11 protein-coding genes and 1 pseudogene are annotated in these 17,039 nt (G+C 69.8%); 10 read left to right on the top strand and 2 right to left on the bottom strand.

The features are described 5' to 3' along the window. Nucleotides 1–37: 37 nt before the first annotated feature. The 6 genes from VHA82_RS13025 (at nucleotide 38) to VHA82_RS13000 (ending at nucleotide 5,351) form a co-directional block, all read left to right on the top strand. The gene (locus VHA82_RS13025; protein ID WP_325544265.1) at nucleotides 38–898 is read left to right on the top strand and encodes a helical backbone metal receptor; all 861 of its coding nucleotides are present in this window, start codon (nucleotides 38–40) and stop codon (nucleotides 896–898) included. Further along, entirely contained in the window at nucleotides 895–1,869 is a 975-nt protein-coding gene (locus VHA82_RS13020; RefSeq protein ID WP_325544263.1) for an iron ABC transporter permease, read from the top strand. Before VHA82_RS13025 ends, VHA82_RS13020 begins: the two co-directional genes overlap by 4 nt. A gap of 62 nt (nucleotides 1,870–1,931) precedes the next feature. Then, nucleotides 1,932–2,705, top strand: coding sequence for an ABC transporter ATP-binding protein (locus tag VHA82_RS13015; RefSeq protein ID WP_325544310.1), 774 nt, complete (start codon nucleotides 1,932–1,934; stop codon nucleotides 2,703–2,705). 17 nt (nucleotides 2,706–2,722) lie between these two features. Continuing rightward, nucleotides 2,723–4,204, top strand: a complete 1,482-nt coding sequence (locus VHA82_RS13010) for a cobyric acid synthase (RefSeq protein ID WP_325544308.1) — start codon at nucleotides 2,723–2,725, stop codon at nucleotides 4,202–4,204. Between the two features lie 41 nt (nucleotides 4,205–4,245). Further along, nucleotides 4,246–4,683, top strand: coding sequence for a universal stress protein (locus VHA82_RS13005; protein WP_325544261.1), 438 nt, complete (start codon nucleotides 4,246–4,248; stop codon nucleotides 4,681–4,683). Nucleotides 4,684–4,694: 11 nt separating this feature from the next. Next, a complete protein-coding gene (locus VHA82_RS13000; protein WP_325544259.1) occupies nucleotides 4,695–5,351 on the top strand; it encodes a class I SAM-dependent methyltransferase in 657 nt (218 codons plus the stop codon). Here VHA82_RS13000 and VHA82_RS12995 read toward each other — a convergent pair. Continuing rightward, nucleotides 5,341–5,916, bottom strand: coding sequence for a hypothetical protein (locus VHA82_RS12995; RefSeq protein ID WP_325544257.1), 576 nt, complete (start codon nucleotides 5,914–5,916; stop codon nucleotides 5,341–5,343). The two genes, VHA82_RS13000 and VHA82_RS12995, sit on opposite strands and share 11 nt — an antisense overlap. Nucleotides 5,917–6,374: 458 nt before the next feature. On the opposite strand from VHA82_RS12995, the gene VHA82_RS12990 reads away from it, so the two are divergent. The 4 genes from VHA82_RS12990 (at nucleotide 6,375) to VHA82_RS12975 (ending at nucleotide 15,934) form a co-directional block, all read left to right on the top strand. Continuing rightward, nucleotides 6,375–7,958 carry an efflux RND transporter periplasmic adaptor subunit gene (locus VHA82_RS12990; RefSeq protein ID WP_325544255.1) on the top strand — a complete coding sequence of 528 codons (1,584 nt, stop codon included), beginning with the start codon at nucleotides 6,375–6,377 and terminating at the stop codon, nucleotides 7,956–7,958. 145 nt (nucleotides 7,959–8,103) lie between these two features. Then, the gene (locus tag VHA82_RS12985; RefSeq protein WP_325544253.1) at nucleotides 8,104–11,229 is read left to right on the top strand and encodes an efflux RND transporter permease subunit; all 3,126 of its coding nucleotides are present in this window, start codon (nucleotides 8,104–8,106) and stop codon (nucleotides 11,227–11,229) included. Then, complete coding sequence (locus tag VHA82_RS12980; protein ID WP_325544251.1) at nucleotides 11,226–14,465, top strand: efflux RND transporter permease subunit; 3,240 nt, start codon at nucleotides 11,226–11,228, stop codon at nucleotides 14,463–14,465. The genes VHA82_RS12985 and VHA82_RS12980 overlap by 4 nt, the downstream gene beginning before the upstream one ends. Nucleotides 14,466–14,578: 113 nt before the next feature. Further along, the gene (locus tag VHA82_RS12975; RefSeq protein WP_325544248.1) at nucleotides 14,579–15,934 is read left to right on the top strand and encodes an efflux transporter outer membrane subunit; all 1,356 of its coding nucleotides are present in this window, start codon (nucleotides 14,579–14,581) and stop codon (nucleotides 15,932–15,934) included. A 31-nt stretch (nucleotides 15,935–15,965) separates the two neighbouring features. On the opposite strand, the pseudogene VHA82_RS12970 reads toward VHA82_RS12975, so the two are convergent. Next, nucleotides 15,966–17,012, bottom strand: a pseudogene (locus VHA82_RS12970) (mannose-1-phosphate guanylyltransferase); the annotation flags it as partial. Between the last annotated feature and the right edge of the window lie 27 nt (nucleotides 17,013–17,039).

Below are 17,039 nucleotides of genomic sequence, written 5' to 3'. Positions count from 1 at the left end.
GATTTTGAGAGCCGCCCGGATTCCCGCCTTCGCGGCAATGACGGTGCTCAAACTGCTTCTGCTGCTCCTGCCCCTCGTGTTCGCGCTGACCGCCAACGCCGCTTACGACGTCACCGACGACCGCGGCCGCGCCGTCACCTTCACGCAGCCGCCGATGCGCGTCGTCGCCCTCCTGCCTTCTCTCACCGAAAGCGTCTGCGAACTCGGCGCGTGCGAACGCCTCGTCGGCGTCGACAGCTTTTCCAACTGGCCCGCGCGCGTCGCGGAGCTGCCGCACCTGGGCGGCGTCGACGACGTGAGCATCGAACGCGTGGTCGCTCTGAAGCCCGATCTCGTCCTGCTCGGCTCGACCTCCCGCTCCGCCGCGCGCCTCGCCGATCTCGGCCTGAACGTGATGGGACTCGACATCCGCACGCTCGCCGACGTGCGCCGGGTCATGACGAAAATCGGCCAGGCGCTCGCCGTGCCCCGCGCGGACGCCGGATGGAAACGGATCGAAGACGGCATCGCCGCCGCCGCGCGCAGCGTTCCACCCGACAAGCGCGGCATCACCGTGTATTTCGAAATCACGAGCGACGGCTACGCCGCGAGCGCGAGCTCGCACATCGGCGAAATCCTCGCGCGCCTCGGCGCGGTCGACGTCGTGCCGGCGCAGCTCGGTACCGTGCCGAAGCTCAACCCCGAATTCGTCGTGCGCGCCGACCCGCAAGTCATCGTGATGTCCCAGGCCTCGGCGCAACGCCTGAAGGACCGGCCGGGTTGGGACCGAATCCGCGCCGTCCGCGACGGCCGCATCTGCGCACTCACCTCCGCGCAGGACGACGTCGTCGCGCGGCCCGGCCCGCGCCTGGCCGAAGCGGCGCGCGTGCTCGCGCAGTGTCTGCGAGGCGCGCAGTGAAGCCTGCGACGCTCCTCGCCGCGCTCGTCGCCACCACGCTCGCGCTGCTCGCGGTCGGCGGCGCGGTCGGCAGCCGCGGCTGGGAGCCGCTGTGGTCCGCGCACGGGGCGGCCGAAGCGATCCTGTGGGACATCCGCCTGCCGCGCAGCCTCGGCGCATGGATCGCCGGCGCGCTGCTCGGACTCGCGGGCGCCCTCGCGCAAGGACTTTTTCGCAATCCGCTGGCCGATCCGTACCTCCTCGGCAGCGCGACCGGCGCCGCGCTCGGCGTGGCCGTGATGCTCGTCCTGACGGGCTCGATGCCCGGCGCCGCGAGCGGCCTGGTGGGCGGCCTCGGCCTCACGGGCGCGGGCTTCGTCGGCGCGATGGCGGCCGTCGCGCTCACGCTCGTGCTCGCCAAGGGCGTGCAGCACACGCTCAGGCTCCTGCTCGCGGGCGTGATCGTCGGCATGGTGTTCGGCGCGTTCGCGGCGCTCGCGATGTTCTGGCAGCCCGAAGTGATGCGGACCATGCAGGCTTTCCTGCTCGGCACCACGGGCTTCATCGGCTGGGCGGCGGTGGCCGTGCTCGCGGTCGTCCTCGTGCCCGTGCTCGCGGGTGCCGTCGTCGCGAGCCGCGCGCTCGATGCACTCGCGCTCGGTGAGCTCACGGCCATGAGCCTCGGGGTGGCGCTCGGGCCCGTGCGGCTCGTGTTCGTGGTCTTCATCGCGCTTGCGACCGCCGCTTCGGTCGCGCACGTGGGCCTCATCGCATTCATCGGCCTCATCGCGCCGCACATCGTGCGCGCGCGGGTGAAGCCCACGCACCGCTGGCTGCTGCCGCTCGCCACGCTCACCGGGGGCGTGCTGCTGCTCGCGGCCGACGTGCTTTCGCGCTGGCTGCTCGCGCCGCGCGAGCTGCCCGTGGGCGTCCTCACGGCGGTGCTCGGCGGCGGATACCTGCTGTGGCTGATGCACAGGAGGCCGGCGTGAACTGCGCACTGCCGCACGAAGGCCCCCGCACACGCGGTGCCGCGCGCGAGCATGCGCCGGCCATCGGCGCCGCGCTCGAAGCGCGCGGCCTCCGCGTGGCGCTCGGCGGCGTCGAAGTCCTGCATGGCATCGATCTCGCGTTCGCGCCAGGATGCTGGACGGCCATCGTCGGGCCGAACGGCGCGGGCAAGTCGACGCTGCTGAAGGCGCTCGCGCATCTCGTGCCGTATCAGGGCAACGTGACGCTGCTCTCCCGCGACGCGCGCGATTGGGCGCACCGCGAGCGCGCGCGCACCATCGCCTGGCTCGGCCAGGCCGAAAGCGGCGCGGAGGACCTGCTCGCCGAGGACGTCGTGATGCTCGGGCGCCTGCCGCACCAGGACTGGCTCGGGTCCGCCGGCGAATCGGACCACGAAGCGGTACGGTGGGCCATGGACGAAACGCAATGCGGCGCGTGGCGGCACCGGCCGCTCGGGTCGCTTTCGGGCGGCGAGCGGCAGCGCGTGCTGCTCGCGCGGGCGCTGGCGGTGCGCTCGCCGCTCCTCCTCATGGACGAGCCGCTCGCGAGCCTCGATCCGCCGCACCAGTCGGACTGGCTCGCCATCGTGCGCCGGCACGTCGCGCGCGGCGGCACCGCGGTGAGCGTGCTGCACGAGATCACGATGGCGCTGCACGCCGACCGGCTCGCGGTGCTGGAAGCGGGGCGCGTCGCGCACCACGGCGGATGCGATGACGCCGCCACGCATCGCGCGGTCGAGCGCGTGTTCGCCAACCGCATTCACGTGCAGGCGGTGGGCGAGCAGTTCGTCGCATTGCCGCACGAGGGCGGGCGGTGAGCCGCGCCCGCTGCGTCATGGTGCTGGGCACCTCCAGCGGCGCGGGCAAGAGCTTTGTCGCCACCGCGCTGTGCCGCTGGTATGCGAGGCAGGGCCTGAAGGTCGCGCCATTCAAGGCGCAGAACATGAGCAACAACGCGCGTGTCGTCGCGGGGCTGCCGGCAAGCGGCGCCGCGAATTCACGCGGCGCGCTCGGAGTGGGCGAGATCGGCAGCGCTCAATACTTCCAGGCGCTCGCCGCGCGCGCGGAGCCCGACGTGCGGATGAATCCGGTGCTCCTGAAGCCGGAGCGGGACACCGCGAGCCAGGTGATCCTCATGGGGCAGGCCGACGCGCGGCTCGCGAGCATCCCGTGGCGCGAGCGCGGCCGCCACGTCTGGCCCGCCGTCTCGCGCTGCCTCGACGAACTGCGCGAGGAAAACGACGTGGTCGTGATCGAGGGCGCGGGCTCGCCCGCCGAGATCAACCTTATGGCGAGCGACTACGTCAACCTGCGCGTGGCGCGCCATGCGGACGCGAACTGCCTCGTCGTGGCGGACATCGACCGCGGCGGCGCGTTCGCGCACCTGTACGGCACCTGGGCCTTGCTCGAGGAGAGCGACCGCTCCCGCCTGCGCGGCTTCGTGCTGAACAAGTTCCGCGGCGACGCCGCGCTGCTCGAGCCCGGGCCGCGCCAGCTCGAGGAGCTGACGGGCGTGCCCACGGTCGGCGTGCTGCCGATGTGGCGCGGGCACGGGTTGCCGGATGAAGACGCGGTGTTCCACGAGCGCGGCCGGGGGCCCGGCGGCGCCGCGCGCACGGATGGGCTCGTGGTGGCGATCGTCGCGTATCCGCGCGCGAGCAATCTGGACGAGTTCCAGCCGCTCGCCCACATCCCGAACGTTCGCGTCGTCTGGGCGCGCACGCCCGCGCAGCTTGACGATGCCGGCTGGGTGGTCCTGCCCGGCTCCAAGCACACGTCGAGCGATCTCGCGTGGCTGCGCGCGCAGGGGCTCGACCGCGCCGTCGCCGCGTTCGCCGCGAGCGGCGCACCCTTGCTGGGCGTGTGCGGCGGCTTGCAGATGCTTGGCGAAGCGCTCATCGACCCGCACGGCATCGACGGCAACGGACCCGGCCTCGGGTTGCTGCCGCTCGTGACGCGCTTCGAGCCCGCCAAGACGCTGCGGCGCGCGAGCGTGACGTTCGGGCCGGTGCGCGGCGCGTGGTCCGCGTTGCGGGGCATCGAAGCGCGAGGCTACGAGATTCGTCATGGCCACACCACGCAGCATCCGGGCATGGCCGCGGGACAACCCGTGCTCCCCGATGGGCTCGGCTGGCAGGATGCGCGCGGCAACGTGCTGGCGGTCTATCTGCACGGGCTCTTCGAGGACGCGCGCGTGGTACGCGCACTTTTCGGGCACGAGGCGCCGTCGCTCGACAGCGTCTTCGAAGGCCTGGCGGACTTCGTGCACCGCGCGGTCGGGGCGTCGGTGTTGTCCGGCTTGCTCGCGCATCCCTAGGGCGGCTATGCTTCGCCTGCCGCCACCGGTTGGGAGACTCCATGTACAAGCGAATCCTGTTGGCCTACGACGGCTCCGATGCGGGGCAGAAGGCCCTGCTCGACTGCGGCGAGGTGGCGCACTGGTCGCAGTCCGAAGTCCACCTGATCGCCGTGATGCCGTCCGCGATGAGTTTCGTGGGACTCGAAGGCGGCGTGTACGACGTCGAGCTGGAAGAGCGCGAGAAGAAGAAGTACCAGGGCGTGCTCGACGACGGCTTGCGCCGCCTTTCGGAAGCCGGATGGACCGCGCGCGGCGAAGTCCTTGTCGGCGAGGCCATCGAAGAGATCACCAAGTACGCGAAGAAGATCGGCGCCGACTTGATCGTGGTCGGCCACAAGCACCTGGAAAGCTGGGCCGCGCGCTGGTGGCGCGGCTCGATCTCGGGCGCGCTGATCGAGCATTCGCCCTGCAGCGTGCTGGTCGTCATCGTCGACTGAAGGCCGGCCCCATGCGCGCATCGATGCCGGGCCGGCGCCCGAAGCCGGACCGTTCCCTGGCGCTTGCCCAATACCGGCAGCGCGCGCCGATCTACGACAGGGAACTCCTCGCCTTCGAGCCCATCCGGTCGGACGCCGTGCGAGGTCTGCGCCTCGCGCCGGGCCAGACGGTCCTCGACGTGGCCTGCGGCACGGGCCTCAGCTTCGAGCTGCTGCAGGCCCGCGTGGGCGCGCAAGGGCGCATCGTGGGCATCGACCAGTGCCCGGAGATGCTCGCGATCGCGCGCGAACGCGTCGCGCGGCACGGCTGGCACAACGTGGAACTGATCGAAGCGCCGGCCGCATCGGCGCGCATCGAGCCGCAGGCCGATGCGGCGCTCTTCCACTTCACGCACGACGTGCTGCGCGAAGATGCGGCGATCGACAACGTGCTCGCGCATCTCGCGCGCGGCGCCCGCGTGGTGGCAACGGGCCTGCAGTGGGCGCCGCCCTGGATGTGGGCGACCAACGGCTTCGTGCTGCTGGCCGCCATGCACTCGGTCACGTCGTTCGACGGCCTCGCGTGTCCGTGGGACCGGCTCGCCGCGCATCTGGACGACGTGCACGTGGATACCGCGCTTCTGGGCGGCATCTACGTGATGAGCGGGCAAGTGCGGGTCAGATCCTAGGCTTGCCGTCGGGGCGGAACAATTCGGCCGGGAAGATGTCCGCAACCTTCAGCCTGGCCATGACTTTCGAGCTCTCGACCTCCACGACTTCGTGCGGCATTCCACCGTTTGCGGGAACGAAGCGGCACGCCCAATCGATTTCAGTGACCTTCGTGCAGTCCGCGGTGAGCGTGAAGGTGAAATGCTCCGAACCCTTCGAGTAGCCTGGGCCCGGGCCGAGTTCGCGCCTGGTGAGGGTGCGACTCGCGAGAATCGTGTTTTCGCCGTCTGGATCCGGAACGAACTGGATCTCGTACCCGAAGTTGCCTTCTTGCTTCATCAGCGGATTCGCAAGGAGAGTGGCGAACAGTCTCGGAGGAAAGATCATCTCGGCGGGTACGGCGTCGCCCGAGCGCTCGAAGTCTTCATCGGCCGAGGCTTCGTCGATGATGGAGCCGTCCTCGGGAACACCCTCGTCGACGGAACCGCGCTTCGACTCGGATGCAACGATGATATGAACCGGTCTGTCGGTGAGCCCTCTGGTTTTCCAGTCCGAGGCGCCTTTGCCGCAGGCGTGCTGGCTCACGCGGCGCGTCGGCGCCGGCTTCTTGTGGGGGGGCGAATCGACTGGGCAAGTGCCGGGCTCGTCGACCCGGCGTACGGTGCAATGCATCATGTTTGTAGACAGGTTGTTAACGTAGAGATGTCCGCCGCCTCGCGGTGTACTGCGTTCGCGAATGCGGCTATCGATCGGTAACCTGCCTTGCTGCCTGGTTCCTGAGACGTGAGTCTCGGTAGCCCGCTGCGCTTCGAACGGGAAAGCCGAATCGCCGTCCAGCTTCACAATCCAGCAACACACGCCTCATCGCCTCGATACACCCGTGCGGCATGCTGGACCCGGGTTAAGCTCGCCCACGCGGCAGCCCGGCAGGAACGCACCTACACGCGAATCCGCGACCTGCCGGCTGCGCCTGCGCCGGGATTCGGGCACGCTCGCGGCACCGCGGTCATGCCTCAGCCGTAGTCACATCAAGAAGGACATCGATGCAGGAAAACGAACCCAGGCGCCTCGGCCGCCGCGCCGCGATCGTCGGCACGGTCCTCGCGCTTCTTGCCGTCGCGGGCCTCGGCTGGCTCGCCTGGAGCCTCACTCACCCGGACAGCGAAACGACGGCCGCGCAGGGACGCGGCGGCTTCGGCGGACCGGGCGGCGGGCGCGGCGGCGGACCGGGCGGGCGGGGCGGCCGTGCCGCGGTCACGGTGGGCGTCGCAACAGCCGAAAGCGCCGACATCCCCGTCATCATCGAGGCGCTCGGCACCGTGGTGCCCGAAGCGACCGTGCGCGTGCGCGCACAGGTGAACGGCGTGCTCACCCGCGTGCTCTTCAAGGAAGGCCAGCCCTTGAAGAAGGGCGAACTCATGGCCGAGATCGACCCGCGCCCGTTCGAAGCGGCGCTGCAGCAGGCCCTCGGCCAGCGCCAGAAGGACGAGGCGCAGCTGCAGGCCGCGCGCGTGACGCTGCAACGCTACCAGACGCTGCTGAAGGAGGATTCGATCGCGCGGCAGGACGTCGACACGCAGGCCGCGCTCGTGAAGCAGCTCGAGGCGCAGACCACCAGCGACCGCGGCAACGAGCAGCAGGCGCGGCTGAATGTCTCCTATACGCGCATCGTGGCGCCCATCGGCGGGCGCGTGGGCCTGCGCAACGTCGACGTCGGCAACGTGGTGAGCACGGGCGACACCAACGGCGTCGCGGTCATCACGCAGATCATGCCGATCGACGTGGAGTTCGCCGTGCCGCAGGACCACGCGGCCTGGCTGCAGCACAACGCCGGCGCCTTCATGGAGGTGAAGGCGTACGACCGCACGCGCACGACGATGCTCGACACCGGCGTCTTCGCCTCGCTCGACAACCAGATCGATCAGCAGACCGGCACCGTGCGCGCGAAGGCGCGCTTCAACAATGCGCGCCTGCAGCTTTTCCCGAGCCAGTTCGTGAACGTGCAGCTGCAGATCCGCACGATCCAGGATGCCGTGGTGGTGCCCGTGTCGGCGCTGCGCCAGGGCGCGAACGGGGAGTACGTGTTCGTGCTGCTCGACAACCGCACGGTGCAGTTGCGCCCGGTCGTGCGCGGGCAGCCTCTCGGGGACCGCATCCAGATCGCGACGGGGCTGAAGGTCGGCGAGAAGGTGATCACCGAAGGCGCGGACCGCCTGCGCGATGGCTCGCCGGTGATCCTGCCGGGCGATCAGCCCGCGGCGGGCGGCGGCGGATTCGGCGGCCGCAGGCGGCACGGTGCCTCCGATGCCGCGCAGCCTGCGGCGTCGCAGGCGTTCACGGGCGCATCGGCCGCGAAGGCGCCGCAGATCGGACCGGGGCCGACGCCGCCTTGGGCGCCCGCGTCCGCGATGATGGGCTCGCAAGGACAGAACACGCCGGTCGCGCGCAGCGGCGCGGCGCAGGATCTGACGCCCGAGGAAAGGGAAGCGCGCAGGAAGCGCTTCGAGTCGATGTCGCCCGAGGAAAGGCAGAAGCTGCGCGAGCGGCTGCAGTCGATGTCGCCCGAGGAGCGCGCGGCGCTGCGGCAGAAGTACCGGCAGCAGCGGCCGTCGGGAGAAGGGCAGTGAGGCGGGAGGTGATGCTTCACGAATTCCCCTCACCCCGACCCTCTCCCCCCGAGGGGGGAGAGGGAGCAGAGGGCGAAGGGTGGGGTAGCCGAAGGCGAAGGCGAAGGGCACCCCACCGCCGCGGCACCGTACGGATCGCTCGCGGATGAGCCCGTCGCGCCCCTTCATCCTGCGGCCCGTCGCCACGTCGCTCCTGATGCTGGCGATCGTGCTCGCCGGCCTCGTCGGCCTGAAATTCCTGCCGCTGGCCGCGCTGCCGCAGGTCGACTACCCGACCATCCAGGTGCAGACGCTCTACCCCGGCGCGAGCCCCGACGTGATGGCGCAGACCGTCACCGCGCCGCTCGAACGCCAGTTCGGCCAGATGGCCGGCCTGCAGCGCATGAGCTCCACGAGCGCCGCGGGCGTGTCCATCGTCACGCTCCAGTTCACGCTCGGCCTCGCGCTCGACGTCGCCGAGCAGCAGGTGCAGGCCGCGATCAACGCCGGTGGCTCGCTCCTGCCCGCGGACCTGCCCGCGCCGCCGACCTACGCGAAGGTGAACCCGGCGGACGCGCCCGTGCTCACGCTCGCGATCACGTCCGACACGCTGCCGCTCACCGACGTGCGCAACATCGTCGATACGCGGCTCGCGCTCAAGATCAGCCAGGTAAGCGGCGTAGGCCTCGTCACGCTCGCGGGCGGGCAGCGCCCGGCCGTGCGCATCCAGGCCGACAACCGCGCGCTCGCCGCGATCGGCCTCACGCTTACCGACATCCGCACGGCCATCACGCAGGCCAACGCGAACGCGGCCAAGGGCAGCATCGACGGGCCCACGCGCGCCTACACGATCAACTCCAACGACCAGCTCGCCCGCGCGGTCGACTACGGCAACCTCGTGATCGCGTTCAAGAACGGCGCGCCCGTGCGCCTGAACCAGGTCGCGCAGGTGGTGGAAAGCGCCGAGAACGTGAAGCTCGGCGCGTGGGCGAACCTGAAGCCCGCGATCGTCCTGAACGTGCAGCGCCAGCCCGGCGCGAACGTGATCCAGACGGTCGACGCGATCAAGCAGCGCATGCCCGAACTCACCGCGAGCCTGCCGGGCTCGATCCAGGTGGACGTGCTCGCCGACCGCACGACCGGCATCCGCGCTTCGGTGGAGCACGTGCAGATCGAGCTCATGCTCGCGGTCGTGCTGGTGGTGCTCGTGATCTTCGCGTTCCTGCACAGCCCGCGCGCGACGCTGATCGCGAGCCTCGCGGTGCCCATTTCGCTCATCGGCACCTGCGGCGTCATGTACCTGCTCGGCTACAGCCTGAACAACCTGTCGCTGATGTCGCTCACGATCGCCACCGGCTTCGTCGTGGACGACGCGATCGTGATGATCGAAAACATCTCGCGCCACATCGAGAACGGCGAAAAGCCGCTCGAAGCCGCGTTCAAGGGCGCAAGCGAGATCGGCTTCACCATCATCTCGCTCACGGTGTCGCTCATCGCCGTGCTGATCCCGCTGCTGTTCATGGGCGATGTGATCGGGCGGCTCTTCCGCGAATTCGCGGTGACGCTCGCGGTCACGATCCTCATTTCGGCGGTCGTCTCGCTCACGCTCGTGCCGATGATGTCGGGCCGCTGGATTCGCGCGCATCCCGAGGGAGAGCAGGGCGTGGGCGGTCGGCTGCAGCGCCAGTTCGACCGCGTGATCTCCCATTACGACCGCGCGCTCGTGTGGGTGCTGGACCGCCAGCCGCTCACACTTCTCATCGCGCTCGGCACGCTCGCGCTCACCGTGCTGCTCTACATCCTCATTCCGAAGGGCCTGTTCCCGACGCAGAACACGGGGCAGCTGCAGGTGCGGGTGGAGGCGTCGCAAAGCGTTTCGTATCCGCGCATGGCGACGCTGCAGCAGGACGTGGCGCGGCGCATGCTCGAAGACCCGTCGGTGGCGAGCATCGCCTCCTTCGTCGGCGTGGACGCGGCCAACAACACGATGCTGCACACGGGCCGCATGCTCGTGAACCTGAAAAGCGCGACGGGCGACGTGCAGGACATCATGGATCATCTGCGTGAGCGCGGCGAAGCGGTGAGTGGCGTGCGCCTCTACCTGCAGCCGGTGCAGGACCTCACGATCGAATCCGAAAGCGGGCCCACCCAGTTCCGCTTCTCGCTGGAGTCGTCGGAGACGAAGACGGTGAACGACTGGGCCGCGCGGCTCGTGCAGGCGCTGCAGAGCGAGCCGCGCGTGCGCAACGTCACGACGGATGCGGACGCGAGCGGCGCGGCGGTGTACGTCGACATCGACCGCGACACGGCCGCGCGGCTCAACATCTCGGCCGCGTCCATCGACGACGCGCTGTACAGCGCCTTCGGCCAGCGCATCGTGTCGACCATCTTCACCGAGACGAACCAGTATCGCGTGGTGCTCGAATCGCGCCCGGACCTGCAGGCCACGGCGGAGAATCTGGGCTCGGTGCAGCTGCGCACGGGCTCTGGGGACCCGACGCCGCTGTCGGCCGTGGCGCGCATCACCGAACGCCGAGCGCCGCTGCAGGTGACGCACGTCGCGCAGTATCCGGCCACGACCATCGGCTTCGACACCGCGCCGGGCGTGTCGCTCGGGCGCGCGGTCGATGCGATCCGCGAAGCCGCGAAGGACGAGAAGCTGCCGGCCTCCGTGTCGATGACCTTCCTCGGCGCGGCGGGCGCCTACGAAGCGTCGCTTTCCAACCAGCTCTGGCTGATCCTCGCGGCGGTGGTGTGCGTCTACATCGTGCTGGGCGTGCTGTACGAAAGCTACGTGCACCCGCTCACGATTCTCTCGACGCTGCCCTCGGCGGGCGTGGGCGCGCTCTTCGCGCTGATGATCACGGGCAACGGCCTGGGTGTGATCGGGATCATCGGCATCATCCTTCTGATCGGCATCGTGAAGAAGAACGCGATCATGATGATCGACTTCGCGCTCGATGCGGAGCGCACCGAAGGCAAGTCGCCGCGCGAGGCGATCCACCAGGCGGCGCTGCTCAGGTTCCGGCCGATTCTCATGACGACGCTCGCCGCGCTCGGCGCCGCGCTGCCGCTCATGTTCGGCTGGGGCGAGGGGGCGGAACTGCGCCGGCCGCTCGGGCTTGCGATCTTCGGGGGGCTGATCGTGAGCCAGCTGCTCACGCTTTTCACGACGCCGGTGATCTATCTGGGCTTCGACCGGCTGGCTCGCAGACGGCGTCATGGTGGCTCGCGTCATCCCCGCGAAGGCGGGGATCCAGGAGAGCCCGGTACGGGCGGCAGTCCGGCATGAATCTCTCCGGGCCCTTCGTTCGCCGCCCCGTGGGCACCGTGCTGCTCACGGTGTGGATCGCGCTCGCGGGGATCGCGGCGTTCTTCAACCTGCCCATCGCGTCGCTGCCCGCGGTCGACTACCCCGTCATCTCGGTGAGCGCGAGCATCCCCGGCGCGAGTCCGCAGACCATGGCCTCCAGCGTGGCCACGCCGCTGGAGCGAAGGCTCGGCGTCATCTCCGGCGTGAACGAGGTGACCTCCTCCAGCGGCAACGGCAGCTCGCGCGTCGTGCTGCAGTTCGACCTGAACCGCAACATCGACGCCGCCGCGCGCGAGGTGCAGGCCGCGATCAACGCGACCCGCGCCGACCTGCCCTCCACGCTGCGCAGCAACCCGACGTACCGCAAGGCCAACCCATCCGCCGCGCCGGTGATCATCCTCGCGCTCACCTCGAACACACTCACGCGCGGCCAGATCTACGACGCCGTCTCCAACACCCTGCAGCAGAAGATCGCGCAGGTGCAGGGCGTGGGGGACGTGGAAATCGGCGGCGGCTCGCAACCGGCCGTGCGCGTCGAGCTGATCCCGTTCGCGCTCAGCCGCTATGGCATCGCGCTGGAGGACGTGCGCGCCGCCCTGCAGGCGAGCACCGCCAACCGGCCGAAGGGCGACGTCGACGTGCAGGGCAGGCGCCTGCAGATCTACACCGAGTCGGGCGGCGGAAAAACAGCCAAGGACTACGCGCCGCTCGTGATCGCGTGGCGCAACGGCGCGGCGGTGCGGCTGCAGGACGTCGCGGAGGTGACCGACGGCGTGGAGAACATCAACACGCTCGGCCTCTTCAACGGCCGGCCGGCGGTGATCGTGCTCGTCACGCTGCAGCCCGGTGCCAACGTGATCGAGACGGTGGACGGCGTGCGGGCCCTCCTGCCCGAGCTGCAGGCGCAACTGCCGCACGACATCCAGCTGCAAGTCGCCTCCGACCGCACGAGCTCGATCCGCGCGGCGCTGCACGAGGTGGAGATCACGCTGTCGATTTCCATCATCCTCGTGATCCTGGTCGTGAGCGCGTTCCTGCGCAGCGCGCGGGCGACGTTCATCCCGGCGATCGCCACCATCGTCTCGCTGCTCGGCACGTTCGGGGTGATGTACTTCCTCGGGTTTTCGCTCAACAACCTGTCGCTGATGGCGCTCACCGTCGCAACCGGCTTCGTCGTCGACGACGCCATCGTCGTGCTCGAGAACACGGCGCGCCACATCGAACAAGGCATGGACCGCTTCAAGGCCGCGCTGCTCGGCGCGCGCGAGGTCGGCTTCACGGTGCTTTCCATTTCGCTGTCGCTCGTGGCGGTGTTCATCCCGCTGCTTTTCATGGGCGGCCAGGTGGGGCGGCTCTTCCGCGAGTTCGCGGTGACGCTGTCGGCGGCCGTGATGATCTCGCTCGTCATTTCGCTCACGACGACGCCGATGATGTGCGCGTGGCTGCTGCATCCGCAAGCGCACGAGCACGAGCCGAACCGCTTCTCCCGCTGGGCCGAGCGCGCCTTCGCCTTCGTGCAGCGCACCTACGAGCACAGCCTGGACTGGGCGCTCGCGGCGCGCTGGCTCGTGCTCGCGATTCTCGTGGGCGTGATCGCGCTGAACGGCTATCTCTTCGTTCACGTTCCGAAAGGTTTCTTCCCGCAGCAGGACACGGGGCAGCTGCAAGGCGGCCTGCGCGCGGACCAGAGCATTTCGTTCGCGCTGATGCAGGAGAAGCTGCGCCAGCTCGTGGACATCATCCGCGACGATCCGGCGGTGGATACCGTGGTCGGCTTCACCGGCGGCTCGCGCGCGGGCGGGGGCTTTCTCTTCGTGAACCTGAAGCCCTGGGGCGAGCGCAAGGACAAGGGCTCGCAGGTGATCGCGCGATTGAGGCCCAAGCTCGCTCAGGTGACGGGCATCAGCCTGTTCCTGAACCCGGTGCAGGACCTGCGCGTGGGCGGGCGCGCGTCGAACAGCACCTACCAGTACACGTTGAAGAGCGACAACATCGACGACCTGCACAAGTGGGCGCTGCGCCTGTCGGAGGCGATGAAGAACCAGCCCGCGCTCACCGACGTCGACACCGACCAGCAGGAAAACGGCGTGGAGACCTTCGTGGAAGTGGACCGCGATTCCGCCAAGCGCATGGGCATCAGCTCGCGCGACGTGGACAACGCGCTCTACGACGCCTTCGGCCAGCGGCAGGTGTCCACCCTCTACGAGGACCTGAACCAGTACAAGGTGATCCTGGAGGTGGCGCAGCGCTACACGCGCGACCCGCAGGCGCTCGCCAACGTCTACGTGCCCGCGAAGAATGCGGCGGGCGTGACGACGGGCGCGGCCGCATCGACGCCGTCGACCGGCACGTCCACCATGGCGAATGCGGCGCCCGCGGTGTCCATCAATCCGGGGCTGCGCGACGCATCCAGCGGCAGCGCGGTGAGTGCCGCCGCCGCACCGATGGTGCCGCTTTCCTCGATCGCGAAGTTCTACGACCGGCCGACGGCCGCATCCGTGAACCACCAGGACGCGGAGCTTGCCACCACGGTGTCGTTCAACCTCGAAGACGGCTACAACCTGAAGCAGGGCCAGGAGGCGGTGAAGGACGCCGAGGCCGCGATCGGGATGCCGATCAACGTGCGCGGCAGCTTCCAGGGCACCGCGCGCGCCGCGCAGGAGTCGCAGCAGCAGCAGCCGCTTCTCATCCTCGCGGCGCTCGTCGTCATCTACATCGTGCTGGGCGTGCTGTACGAAAGCCTCGTGCATCCGCTCACCGTGCTCTCGACACTGCCGTCGGCGGGCGTGGGCGCGGTGCTCGCACTCATGATCTTTCACATGGAGTTCTCGATCATGGCGCTGATCGGCCTTTTCCTTCTGATCGGCATCGTGAAGAAGAACGCGATCCTGATCATCGACTTCGCGCTGGACGCCGAGCGCTCGCGCGGCCTGTCGCCCTATGCGGCCGTGCGCGAGGCGAGCCTGCTGCGCTTCCGGCCGATCCTCATGACGACGATGGCGGCGGCACTGGGCGCGTTGCCGCTCGCGATCGGCTTCGGCGAGGGTTCGGAGCTGCGCCAGCCGCTCGGCATCGCGATCATCGGCGGGCTCGTCGCGAGCCAGGTGCTCACGCTCATCACCACGCCGGTGATCTATCTCTTCATGGACAAGCTGCGGCGGCGGAGTCCTCTGGAGGCGCAGCTCGCACGGCATGGGGTGGGGGAGGCGGCATGATGAATATGGGCGAAATCATTCATTCAACGCAGAGGCGCAGAGGACGCAGAGGGCCGCAGAGGTTCTTTGATGATATTTCTCTGCGAGTCCTCTGCGTCCTCTGTGCCTCTGCGGTGATTTCGGGGTGCGCCGATCTCGCGCCGAAATACGACGTTCCTGCCGTCGACACGCCGGTTGCATTCAAGGAAGGGCAGGGCAGCTGGATTCGCGCGGCGCCGGCGGATGCGCTGTCGCGCGGGCCCTGGTGGGCGCTCTTCGAGGACCCCGTCCTCGATGGCCTCGTTTCTCAGGTGGCCGTCACCAACCAGAACGTCGCGGCCGCGGCCGCGGCGTACGCGCAGGCGCGCGCGCTCACGCGCGAGCAGCGCGCGCCGCTCTTTCCCGCGGTCGATCTCGGCTCCAGCGCGAACCGCAGCGGGGCGGGCGGCGGCGGCGGTGCGCACGGCAGCTACCAGGTGAACATCGGCGCGAGCTGGGAACCCGACGTGTGGGGCCGCATCGCGAACACGGTGGCGAGCGCGCGCGGCAACGAGCAGGCGAGCGCCGCCGATCTCGCGGCCGCCACGCTGTCCGCGCAAGGCGAGCTGGCGGTGGACTACTTCGGCCTGCGCGAAGCCGATCTGCTGCATGCCTCGCAGGCCGAAACCGTGAAGGGCTACGAGCGCTCGCTCACGATCACGCGCAACCGCTACAACGTGGGCGTGGCGGCGCGCACCGACGTGCTGCAGGCCGAGTCGCAGCTGGCCACCGCGCAGGCGGACCTGATCGCGCTCGAACGCACGCGCGCGCAGTTCGAGCACGGCATCGCGGTGCTGATCGGCAAGGCGCCGGCGGACTTCACGCTGGCAGCCGATGCGAACTGGCGCCCGCGCGTGCCGGGGATTCCGCTGGAGCTGCCCTCGACGCTGCTGCAGCGTCGTCCCGACATCGCGGCCGCCGAGCGGCGCGTGTATGCGGCCAATGCCCGCATCGGCGTGGAGCGCGCGGGGTACTACCCCGACATCCGCCTCAGTGCCTCCGCGGGGCTCGCGGCGGCGCACATCGGCGATCTCTTCAAATCGAGCAGCCTCGTGTGGTCGCTCGGCGCGACGCTCGCGCAGACGATCTTTGACGCGGGCGCGACGAGCGCGCGGGTCGACGAGGCGAGGGCGGGCATGGAAGAGGCGGCGGCGCGCTACCGCCAGACGGTGCTCTCCGCGTTCGAGGACGTGGAGAACCAGCTCGTCGCGCTGCGCGTGCTGCAGCAGCAGGTGAGCCTCAGGCAGCAGGCGTTCGATGCGGCGGTGCTCGTGGAGCAGCAGGTGCTCAATCGCTACCGCTCGGGGCTCGTGAGCTACACGGAGGTCGTCACCGCGCAGGCGACGTCGGCTTCCGCGCGCCGGGCCCTGGTGCAGGTGCAGAACGATCGCGAGGTGGCGGCGGTGTCGCTGATCCAGGCGCTGGGCGGTGGGTGGAAGGGGATGCAGTAGCGGCTGCCGCAAGCGCCCCGACTTCCCCGGCGGCGTTCCTCTTCACGACGAGCACCGCCTCGGGCGTCTCCACCACGACGATGTCGTCGACGCCGAGCACGGCGACTCTGCGCGAAGTCGCGTGGACCAGCGTGTTGCGCGAATCGCGCGAAACCACATCACCCGAATGCGCGTTGCCCTCGGCATCCTTCGGCGAGGCATCCCACACCGCATCCCACGTGCCGACGTCGCTCCAGCCCGCGGCGCGCAGCTCCACCATGCCGGCGCGAACGAGTCCGTCCGAGCAATGCTCCATCACGGCGCGGTCGATGGAATCGGCCGGCACCGCTTCGAATGCTTCACGGCCGGGCCGGATGAACCGGCCCTCGGTCCGGCGGCCGGCCCACGCCCTTCGAATGCCCGAAGCGATGTCGGGCCGCCATCGCTCGATCAGCGCCAGCCACGCCGACGCACGGACGACGAAGATGCCCGCGTTCCAGAACCAGCCCTCGCGCACCAGACGCGCGGCATGCCGCGCATCGGGCTTTTCGACGAAGGAGACCGCGCGGCGCGCGCCGGTGCCGGCTTCCGCCTGGATGTACCCGAATCCGGTTTCCGCGCGATGCGCGGGAACGCCGAGCGCGACGATCGCGCCACCCGCAGCCACGCCCGCGCCCGCGGCATCGGCGGCGGTTCGAATCGCACGCCGAAACGCTTCGGCATCCGCGATGTGGTGATCCGAAGGGCAGGCCACGAGGATGGGGTCGCCGCCTTCCTGCGTGCCCGCGAGCGTGGCGAGCGTCAGGGCCGCGGCAGTGCCTCGCGGGGCCGGTTCGAGCACGATCGCGCCCGCGGCCATGCCCGCTTCATGCAACTGGTCTTGCGCGAGAAAGCCCCACGCTTCGCCGGTGACGACGAGAGGTGCTTCGAGCCGCAAGCCATCGGCCGGCGTTGGCGCGAGCCGCCGGGCCGTGGCCTGCAGCAGCGTGGCATCGCCCGCGAGCCGGAGGAAGGGCTTCGGCCGCGCGCCGTTCGACAGGGGCCACAGGCGCGCGCCCGTGCCGCCGGCGAGGATGACGGGCAGAACGGATTCGGGCATTGAGGCCATCGCACGCGGATCGTACGA

Source organism: Ramlibacter sp. (assembly GCF_035548915.1).
Taxonomy (GTDB): Bacteria; Pseudomonadota; Gammaproteobacteria; order Burkholderiales; family Burkholderiaceae_C; genus Ramlibacter.
The sequence above is the reverse complement of the archived record's forward strand: the minus strand, read 5'-3'. Positions and strand labels throughout refer to the sequence as shown.

What these genes read in the sequence shown, in the direction of transcription:
- VHA82_RS13025 (WP_325544265.1), top strand. Translation starts at nt 38, where the DNA reads ATGACGGTGCTCAAACTGCTTCTGCTGCTCCTGCCCCTCGTGTTCGCG.
- VHA82_RS13010 (WP_325544308.1), top strand. Translation starts at nt 2,723, where the DNA reads ATGGTGCTGGGCACCTCCAGCGGCGCGGGCAAGAGCTTTGTCGCCACC.
- VHA82_RS13005 (WP_325544261.1), top strand. Translation starts at nt 4,246, where the DNA reads ATGTACAAGCGAATCCTGTTGGCCTACGACGGCTCCGATGCGGGGCAG.
- VHA82_RS13000 (WP_325544259.1), top strand. Translation starts at nt 4,695, where the DNA reads ATGCGCGCATCGATGCCGGGCCGGCGCCCGAAGCCGGACCGTTCCCTG.
- VHA82_RS12990 (WP_325544255.1), top strand. Translation starts at nt 6,375, where the DNA reads ATGCAGGAAAACGAACCCAGGCGCCTCGGCCGCCGCGCCGCGATCGTC.
- VHA82_RS12985 (WP_325544253.1), top strand. Translation starts at nt 8,104, where the DNA reads ATGAGCCCGTCGCGCCCCTTCATCCTGCGGCCCGTCGCCACGTCGCTC.
- VHA82_RS12980 (WP_325544251.1), top strand. Translation starts at nt 11,226, where the DNA reads ATGAATCTCTCCGGGCCCTTCGTTCGCCGCCCCGTGGGCACCGTGCTG.